The 8,128-nt window shown below is 66.4% G+C and carries 10 protein-coding genes and 1 pseudogene; 7 read left to right on the top strand and 4 right to left on the bottom strand.

Annotated features, from left to right (window positions below; all coding sequences use genetic code 11):
* Positions 1–125: 125 nt before the first annotated feature.
* On the top strand, positions 126–596 hold the full coding sequence (locus DIE15_RS36190; RefSeq protein ID WP_124835840.1) for a hypothetical protein: 471 nt from the start codon (positions 126–128) through the stop codon (positions 594–596).
* Positions 596–814: a hypothetical protein gene (locus tag DIE15_RS36195; RefSeq protein ID WP_124835841.1), complete on the top strand. Its 219-nt coding sequence runs from the start codon at positions 596–598 to the stop codon at positions 812–814. Before DIE15_RS36190 ends, DIE15_RS36195 begins: the two co-directional genes overlap by 1 nt.
* A gap of 86 nt (positions 815–900) precedes the next feature.
* Here DIE15_RS36195 and DIE15_RS36200 read toward each other — a convergent pair whose 3' ends face one another.
* Both DIE15_RS36200 and DIE15_RS36205 read right to left on the bottom strand, forming a co-directional pair.
* Positions 901–1,737 carry an FTR1 family protein gene (locus tag DIE15_RS36200; protein ID WP_057924518.1) on the bottom strand — a complete coding sequence of 279 codons (837 nt, stop codon included), beginning with the start codon at positions 1,735–1,737 and terminating at the stop codon, positions 901–903.
* Positions 1,738–1,749: 12 nt separating this feature from the next.
* Complete coding sequence (locus DIE15_RS36205) at positions 1,750–2,082, bottom strand: cupredoxin domain-containing protein (protein ID WP_057924519.1); 333 nt, start codon at positions 2,080–2,082, stop codon at positions 1,750–1,752.
* Between the two features lie 328 nt (positions 2,083–2,410).
* On the opposite strand from DIE15_RS36205, the gene DIE15_RS36215 reads away from it, so the two are divergent.
* Positions 2,411–2,611 (top strand): heavy-metal-associated domain-containing protein, encoded by a 201-nt coding sequence (locus DIE15_RS36215; protein WP_006754615.1) that lies wholly within the window; start codon positions 2,411–2,413, stop codon positions 2,609–2,611.
* Positions 2,612–2,660: 49 nt separating this feature from the next.
* Here the strand turns inward: DIE15_RS36215 and DIE15_RS36220 are convergent, their stop codons facing one another.
* Both DIE15_RS36220 and DIE15_RS36225 read right to left on the bottom strand, forming a co-directional pair.
* Complete coding sequence (locus DIE15_RS36220; RefSeq protein WP_124835842.1) at positions 2,661–4,151, bottom strand: aldehyde dehydrogenase; 1,491 nt, start codon at positions 4,149–4,151, stop codon at positions 2,661–2,663.
* A gap of 89 nt (positions 4,152–4,240) precedes the next feature.
* Complete coding sequence (locus DIE15_RS36225; RefSeq protein ID WP_124835843.1) at positions 4,241–4,792, bottom strand: cupin domain-containing protein; 552 nt, start codon at positions 4,790–4,792, stop codon at positions 4,241–4,243.
* A 459-nt stretch (positions 4,793–5,251) separates the two neighbouring features.
* Between DIE15_RS36225 and DIE15_RS37975 the strand changes: the two genes are divergently transcribed.
* The 4 genes and pseudogenes from DIE15_RS37975 to DIE15_RS36245 form a co-directional block, all read left to right on the top strand.
* Positions 5,252–5,434 (top strand): hypothetical protein, encoded by a 183-nt coding sequence (locus tag DIE15_RS37975; RefSeq protein ID WP_006402789.1) that lies wholly within the window; start codon positions 5,252–5,254, stop codon positions 5,432–5,434.
* 284 nt (positions 5,435–5,718) lie between these two features.
* The gene (locus DIE15_RS36235; RefSeq protein ID WP_057924521.1) at positions 5,719–6,504 is read left to right on the top strand and encodes a gamma-glutamyl-gamma-aminobutyrate hydrolase family protein; all 786 of its coding nucleotides are present in this window, start codon (positions 5,719–5,721) and stop codon (positions 6,502–6,504) included.
* A 29-nt stretch (positions 6,505–6,533) separates the two neighbouring features.
* Positions 6,534–7,871: a glutamine synthetase family protein gene (locus DIE15_RS36240; protein WP_057924815.1), complete on the top strand. Its 1,338-nt coding sequence runs from the start codon at positions 6,534–6,536 to the stop codon at positions 7,869–7,871.
* Positions 7,872–7,909: 38 nt separating this feature from the next.
* Positions 7,910–8,128, top strand: a pseudogene (locus tag DIE15_RS36245) (aspartate aminotransferase family protein); the annotation flags it as partial.

The raw sequence follows: 8,128 nt of genomic DNA on the forward strand, positions 1-8,128 counted from the left end.
TATCACACCGCGTGCGCGCGCGGCACCGATGTCGACAAGCCGCGCAACCTCGCGAAGTCGGTGACGGTGGAGTAAGCAATCGGCGCAGCGCAGTCCGGCGCGCCGACGAGACTGACGGAGAGACCATGGTAAGACTGTTTGGATGCGGATTGCTGGCGCTGACCTGCGCGTCGACGGGTTGGGCGGCCGAGCACTACGTCGAAGTCTGGAACCCGCCCGAGGCGCGGCTGCCGGCGGCACGCACGCCAGATGCCCGTACGCCGGCCGCGCGCACGGGTGCCGACGCGCATGCCGGCAGCAAGGCCGTGGAAAAGCGCGCGAGCGTGCAACCGAAGGCCGCGGTCAAGCCGCACAAGCGCCGCGTCGCGCAAGCGGTGAAAGCCGCGCCGCGTCGTGCGCCCGCCGCGACGGTCGAGGCGCCGGTCGCACCGCGCCCGGTCGCGCAGCCCGCGCCGGGGCGGCTGACGGTGATGCAGCCGGCCGCGCCCGACACGCCGCACGCGCTCAACTTCTCCGATATCCCGAGGCAATACACGCCGGACGGCAACGTGCTGCGCGTCGGCACGGCCAACCGTTCCGCGGAGGTGACGCGATAATGGAAGCACAGACCTATCACGGCTACCAGATCTGGGGCCATGCGATCCTGCAACAGGACGAGATCATGCAGCCCGAACGCTTCGCGGCGAGCGGCACGATCACGCAGAACAACCGGCTCGTCGAGGCGTCGGGCGTGCTCGGCGTGTTCGATACCGAGGACGAAGCACGCGATGCAGGGCTCGAATGGGCCCGCGCGTGGATCGACAGCCATCGCTGAACGGCCGCGCGCGGCCTGCGCGCGAACCGTCAACGCAAAGAAAAGGGGCGTCCACGACGCCCCTTTTTGCATTCGCCCCCGCCCGCTCAGGCGACGGGACGCGGCGGCGGCACGGCCGTCCGGGGCCGGCCGACGAGCCGCGTGAGCACGACGATCGCGACCAGCGTGACGACGTACGCGGCGATCTGGATTCCCGCCGGACGCGCGGTATAGCCAATCAGCGTATGCAGCGCCTTGCCGACGATGCTCGATTCCTTGAGCAGCCACGACGTGTCCCAGACCGTATCGCCCCACGACGGCACGAGGCCCGCCGCGAGCAGGAAGCCGGCGCACTGGCTCGCCATCCCCGCCGCGAGCAGCACGATCAGCGCATTGGTGACGGAGAACAGGCGCTTCAGCGGAATCTGCAGCAGGCCCGCATACATCGCGTAGCCGAGCCCGGCTCCGCCGAGCACGCCGAGCAGGCCGCCTGCGATCATCTGCGGCGTCTGACCCGGATCCCCCGCCGCGATGCCGTACAGGAACAGCACGGCCTCGGAACCTTCGCGCAACACCGCGACGCCGACCACGATCGCGAGCCCCGTCAGCGGCCGGCTGCCTGCCGCGACGGCCCGCCCGACCTTGCCCATGTGCAGCGCCATCTCGCGGCCGTGACTGCTCATCCAGATGCAGTGCCACGCCAGCATCAGCGTCGCGACGAACATCACGCCCGCGTTGAAGACTTCCTGTCCCATGCCGGACGCCCACTGCGAGATCACGTCGGCGAACGCGGCGATCAGGCCGGCGCCGATCACGCCGCCGACGAGCCCGCCGCCGACCCACCAGCCGCGCCGCGGCACGCCCTTCGTGGCGGCCATCACGATCGAGACCACCAGTGCGGCCTCGAGCACTTCACGAAAGACGATCAGGGCGGTAGACAACATGGTGGTTTCCGCTTACTTGACGCTCAGGTGCGTTTTCGACTGCGCTTCGTGATACTCGTCGTGGAACTCGTAGGTGCCGGCCTTCAGCGGCCCGACGAGAATCTCGACCGACTTGCCGGCCGGCACGACCTTCTCCGCCTTGAAGTCGTCGCTTTCGAATTCCGCGGGCGTCGCATCGAGGTTCTTCACGACGAACTTCACCTTCTTGCCGGCCGGGATCGTCACGCCATCGGGCGAAAACTTGTGGTCCTTCAGGGTCAGGTTGACGACATCGTCGGCAGCGAATGCGGACGTTGCGGATGCGCCCAACAGGGCCAGTGCGAAGCCAATGGCGAAACGAGTCATGTTTGTAGCTAAAGAAATATCGAGGGGAATCGATACTAAGATCGATTCGCATTTTCACCTCCAAGTACCCTTACTCGGATCATGGAGATCGTGCGTCATCGATCCGACGCATACCTTCTCGCACAAGGCTCTGCCAGATTTCGCCGACAATGCGCGAACGTCAATCGGGAAAAGTTCGGGCTGACGCACGCAGGCGAATCGCGATTCGTCTGACATCAGTCTTACAAGCAGTGGCTGCGATACGGTTCGCGGCGAACGCGCTTGACCTTCCCACCATGGCAAGCTTCATGCTGAACCTATTCGTCGATCATCAACCGAGGAGAACACGATGGAATTCGAAGTCCAGGACATGACCTGCGGCGGCTGCGCCAACGCCATCACCCGTGCCGTGACGGCGGCCGACCCCGCCGCGAAGCTCGACATCGACGTGGCTGCGAAGACGGTCAAGGTCGAATCGGCGCAAGGCGCCGAGCGCGTGCAATCGATCATCGAAGCCGCGGGCTTCCACCCCGCACTGCGCTCGGCCTGACGCACGCAGGCGCAGCGCCCGCCGGCACTGCGCCCGTGCACCGGCCGCGTCAGCGCAGCCGGATCAGCGTCGACTTCAGCTCGGTGTACTTCTCGAGCGCGTGCAGCGACTTGTCGCGGCCGTTGCCCGACTGCTTGTAGCCGCCGAACGGGAAGTTCATGTCGCCGCCTTCGTCGTAGCAGTTCACCCACACCGTGCCCGCCCGCAGCCGGCGCGACACCTCGTGCGCAGTCGCCAGATCCGACGTCCACACGGCCGCCGCGAGCCCGTACTCGGTATCGTTCGCGATCCTCACCGCCTCGTCGACCTCGTCGAACACGATCACCGACAGCACGGGACCGAAGATCTCCTCGCGCGCGATCTTCGCATCGGGCTTCACCTCGAACACCGTCGGCTCCACGTAGAAGCCGCCCGATTCCTCGTTCACGCGTGCACCGCCCGTGACGAGGGTGCCCTCCTTGCGCCCGGCGTCGATGTAGCCGAGCACGCGCTCGAGCTGGATCCCGTCGACGATCGCGCCCATCGATACCGACGGATCGAGCGGGTTGCCCGGCACGTACGCACGCGCGGCCGCGACCAGCTTCTCGACGAACGCATCCTTGATGTCGCGATGCACGAGCAGGCGCGAGCCGGCCGTGCACATCTCCCCCATGTTGTAGAAGATCGCGCCGGCCGCGGCCTGCGCGGCGCGGTCGAGATCCGGGCAGTCGGGCAGCACGATGTTCGGCGACTTGCCGCCGAGTTCGAGCCACGCGCGCTTCAGGTTCGACTGCGCGGCGTACTGCATGATCAGCTTGCCGACCGCGGTGGAACCCGTGAACGCGATGCAGTCGACGTCGCGATGCAGCGCGAGCAGCTTGCCGGGCTCGCCCGCGCCCGGCACGACGTTGAACACGCCGGCCGGGATGCCGGCCTCGATCGCCAGCTGCGCGACGCGGATCGCGGTCAGCGGCGACTTCTCCGACGGCTTCAGCACGACGCTGTTGCCGGCCGCGAGCGCCGGGCCGAACTTCCATGCGGCCATCAGGATCGGGAAATTCCACGGCACGACGGCCGCCACCACGCCGACCGGCTCGCGCGTGACGAGGCCGACGAGATGATGATCGGCCGGCGCGACTTCGCCGCCGACCTTGTCGATCGCTTCGGCGAACCACTCGACGCAATACGCGGCGCCCGGCACGTCGACCGTCGTCGTGTCGCCGATCGGCTTGCCCGCGTCGAGCGTCTCGAGCAGCGACAGCTCATCGAGATGCTCGCGCATCAGCGCGGCCCAGCGCAGCAGCACGGCCTTGCGCGCGCGCGGGTTCAGTGCGGCCCACACGCCGGCGTCGAACGCGCGGCGGGCGGCCGCGACTGCTGCGTTCACGTCGGCTTCGCCGCAATCGGCCACCTTCGCGAGCACGCGGCCGTCGATCGGGCTCACGCAATCGAACGTCTTGCCGCCATGCGCGTCACGCGACGCGCCGTCGATGAATGCGCGCCCTTCGATCTCGAGCGACGCCGCCTTGTCCTGCCATTCAGCCAAAGTCAACTTGTTCATCAGGATGCCTCAATGGTTGTGGCATTCGCGCTGCGGCACGCCGCGCAACGGCAACACTGCCGGCGGCGAATGCGGTGACGCGCGGTGGGTCAGAAGGTCGCCGGCGAATTGGCCGACACGACCTCGCAGAGCTGTTCCGCGCTGGGATTGCGAAAACGGTGCGGCAAGCGGCTTTCGAAGTAGTAGCCGTCTCCGGGGTCGAGCAGCCAGGTCGCGCCGTCGACGGTCAGCTCGAGCCGGCCCGACACGACCACGCCACCCTCGTGCCCCACGTGCACGAGCATCTCGGCGCCCGTATCGGCGAGCGGCTGATAGACCTCGCGCATGATGCACATGTTGCGATCCTTCACGCCCGCGCCGACCAGGTGAAACGCGAGCGCGTCGTTGCCGAGGTTCGGCATCTCGTCGCGGCGCGACACGACCGAGCGCGATTCGACCAGCTCGAACGTGAAGAACTCCGCGAGACTCATCGGGATGCATTCGAGCAGTTTCTTCAGCGAGCCGACCGACGGGCTCACGCGCCCCTGTTCGATCAGCGAGATCGCGCCGTTGGTCACGCCGGCCCGCTTCGCGAGTTCGCGCTGCGACAGGCCATGCTTGTTGCGCACGAAACGCAGGCGCTCGGCGACTTCGGTGGACATCGATTCGGTTTCGGGCACGATAGTAGCGCGGTGAAAAAGTGAAGCGGCGTGTTGGGGCAGCCGTTGAATATTCTAATCACTTTATGCCGCGCATCAGCGGGGAAAACCCTGAAAGGCGTTCGAAATAATGAACACCCTGCGAGCCATTCCATTTACGAATCTTTTGTTCGCAGTGCTGCGGGAAAGCCCTGACACGGGACCGTCAAAAAACATTTGACGCCGTTTTTGGCTCGTATATGCTGGCTCTCAGGTCAGCGTCATCGGCCATTCATCGGCACCAAAAAACGTTATCGCAACGCAAAAATTGATGCCGATCGATGTAAATGACGCAAACCTGACACCTCGATTATTTTAAACGCCCAGCGCGCCGAAACGATCAGGTGTTCAATACTTTCAACAAACCAGTCGAGTGTAATCGTGAGAGTCCGTGGCCCTCTGGTGAGGTGGGATCGAGGCGATGTGCGAAGTTTGCGCAGCGCCGCTCCCGCTTCCGATGGCAGTTGCGGCTGGCATAGTCCTCGCCTGCTGCACCTGTCGATCTACACCATCCTGTCCCGTCGTTCCGTTCGGCGTCACAACGCCGTTTCCGCACGCGCATTCGTGGCCGTCGATACCGACGAAGTCGCGTCGCTGCTGCCATAGCGCCTCTCCTCCTTTTCTCGTCGTTCGTTTCAGCTGCCTGTTCGTTAGCCGCGTCTTCCGCGCGGTGACGGAACGCGTTCGCGCATCGATTGCCGCGTCGCGCATCGCAACGAAACGAGCGACGGCCTGACCGTCGCGCACAGCGCGGGCCGCCACGCGACCCCGTCGTGCCCATTCACCAGCGGCCCCGGCGCTCTGCGCCTGGCTGCGGGGCCCTGTCGTGCCTGCGTTTTGCACGTTCCTGCGCAACGTACGCCAAGCCCTATGGATAACTGATTGACGTCATGGAAAGGAAACCCCTCGTCGGCATCACCGCCGACTTCACGCAAATCGGCGCACATGCGTCGCACACGGTCGGCGACAAGTACGTCGCGGCGATCGTCGACGGCGCGCACGCGCTCGCGATGGTGCTGCCCGCGCTCGGCGATCGCCAGTCGGTCGACGACGTGCTCGACACGGTCGACGGCCTGCTGTTTACCGGCAGCTACTCGAACGTCGAGCCGCACCTGTATGGCGGCGAGCCGAGCGCGCCGGGTACGAAGCACGATCCCGCACGCGACGCGACGACGCTGCCGCTGCTGCGCGCGGCGATCGTCGCGGGCGTGCCCGTGCTGGCCGTGTGCCGCGGCTTCCAGGAGCTGAACGTCGTCTGCGGCGGCACGCTGCACCAGCGCGTGCACGAAGTGCCGGGCCTCGCCGATCACCGCGAGGACGACGATGCGCCGATGGACACGCAATACGGCCCCGCGCACGTCGTGCGCCTGACGCCCGGCGGCGTGCTGCACACGCTTGCCGGCGGCCGCGACGACGTGCACGTGAACTCGCTGCACAAGCAGGGCATCGCGCAGCTCGGTTCCGGCCTCGCCGTCGAAGCCGTCGCGCCGGACGGCCTGATCGAGGCCGTCAGCGTCGTCGATGCGCCGGCCTTCGCGCTCGCCGTGCAATGGCATCCGGAATGGCGGCATGCGCATGACCCGCTGTCGAGCGCGATCTTCCGCGCCTTCGGCGACGCATGCCGCGCGCGCCGCAACGCCCGCACGCGCGCCACGGCCGCCGCCGCGCTCGCCTGAGCGCGCCGACCCACATAACGAGAACAGACATGCAAGACATCGAAGACTTTCTGAAGCAGCACCGGATCACCGAGATCGAAGCGATCATCCCCGACATGGCCGGCATCGCGCGCGGCAAGATCACGCCGCGCAACAAGTTCACGTCCGGCGAATCGATGCGCCTGCCGCAGGCCGTGATGGTGCAGACCGTCACCGGCGAATATCCGGAAGACGGCACGCTGACCGGCGTGACCGATCCCGACATGGTGTGCGTGCCCGACACGTCGACCATTCGCCTGATCCCGTGGGCCGTCGACCCGACCGCGCAGGTGATCCACGACTGCGTGCATTTCGACGGCTCGCCGGTCGAGATCTCGCCGCGCTACGTGCTGCGCCGCGTGCTCGATCTCTACAAGGCGAAGGGCTGGAAGCCGGTGGTCGCGCCGGAGCTCGAGTTCTACCTGGTCGACATGAACAAGGACCCGGACCTGCCGCTGCGTCCGCCGGTCGGCCGCACGGGCCGCCCCGAGACGGGCCGCCAGTCGTATTCGATCGAGGCCGTCAACGAATTCGATCCGCTGTTCGAGGACATCTACGAGTACTGCGAATCGCAGAACCTCGACATCGACACGCTGATCCACGAAGTCGGCGCCGCGCAGATGGAGATCAACTTCATGCACGGCGACGCGCTGTCGCTCGCCGACCAGGTTTTCCTGTTCAAGCGCACGGTGCGCGAGGCGGCGTTGCGCCACAACATGTACGCGACGTTCATGGCCAAGCCGATGGAAAACGAGCCGGGCTCCGCGATGCACGTGCACCAGAGCATCGTCGACGAGGAAACGGGCCGCAACCTGTTCACGTCGCCGGAGACGGGCGGCGCGACGTCGCTGTTCTACAACTATCTCGCCGGGCTGCAGAAGTACACGCCGGCACTGATGCCGATCTTCGCGCCGTACATCAACTCGTACCGCCGGCTGTCGCGTTTCATGGCCGCGCCGATCAACGTGCAGTGGGGCTACGACAACCGCACGGTCGGCTTCCGCATCCCGCACTCGGGCCCGGCCGCACGCCGCATCGAGAACCGGATCCCCGGTGTCGACTGCAACCCCTACCTCGCGCTGGCGGCGACGCTCGCGGCCGGCTATCTCGGCATGACACAGCGCCTCGAGCCGACCGAGCCGCTCGTCAGCGACGGCTACGACCTGCCGTACGGACTGCCGCGCAACCTCGAGGAAGGGCTCACGCTGATGGCCGCGTGCGAGCCGCTCGGCGAGATTCTCGGCCACAAGTTCCTGAAGGCGTATTTCGCGCTGAAGGAAACCGAATACGAAGCGTTCTTCCGCGTGATCAGCTCGTGGGAACGCCGTCATCTGCTGCTGCACGTATAAGCGCGCGCGCCAACGCATTACGGAAATACGGAGGAAACATGAGTTACCGCAACGAATCCGCGTGGATCCAGCCCGCCGCACCGGCGGCCCGCACGACACAGGCACGCTCGACCGCCGAATACCGCGCGCTCGACGCCGCGCACCACATCCATCCGTTCTCGGACATGGGGGCGCTCAATTGCGCGGGCAGCCGCGTGATCGTGAAGGCCGACGGCGTCTACCTGTGGGACTCGGACGGCAACAAGATCATCGACGGG

The sequence above is a fragment of the Burkholderia sp. Bp9031 genome (assembly GCF_003857965.1).
GTDB lineage: Bacteria > Pseudomonadota > Gammaproteobacteria > Burkholderiales > Burkholderiaceae > Burkholderia > Burkholderia ambifaria_A.

Excerpts from the sequence above, each read along its gene's own strand:
- DIE15_RS36190 (WP_124835840.1), top strand. The coding sequence starts at position 126 with ATGGTAAGACTGTTTGGATGCGGATTGCTGGCGCTGACCTGCGCGTCG.
- DIE15_RS36195 (WP_124835841.1), top strand. The coding sequence starts at position 596 with ATGGAAGCACAGACCTATCACGGCTACCAGATCTGGGGCCATGCGATC.
- DIE15_RS36200 (WP_057924518.1), bottom strand. The coding sequence starts at position 1,737 with ATGTTGTCTACCGCCCTGATCGTCTTTCGTGAAGTGCTCGAGGCCGCA.
- DIE15_RS36205 (WP_057924519.1), bottom strand. The coding sequence starts at position 2,082 with ATGACTCGTTTCGCCATTGGCTTCGCACTGGCCCTGTTGGGCGCATCC.
- DIE15_RS36215 (WP_006754615.1), top strand. The coding sequence starts at position 2,411 with ATGGAATTCGAAGTCCAGGACATGACCTGCGGCGGCTGCGCCAACGCC.
- DIE15_RS36220 (WP_124835842.1), bottom strand. The coding sequence starts at position 4,151 with ATGAACAAGTTGACTTTGGCTGAATGGCAGGACAAGGCGGCGTCGCTC.
- DIE15_RS36225 (WP_124835843.1), bottom strand. The coding sequence starts at position 4,792 with ATGTCCACCGAAGTCGCCGAGCGCCTGCGTTTCGTGCGCAACAAGCAT.
- DIE15_RS36235 (WP_057924521.1), top strand. The coding sequence starts at position 5,719 with ATGGAAAGGAAACCCCTCGTCGGCATCACCGCCGACTTCACGCAAATC.
- DIE15_RS36240 (WP_057924815.1), top strand. The coding sequence starts at position 6,534 with ATGCAAGACATCGAAGACTTTCTGAAGCAGCACCGGATCACCGAGATC.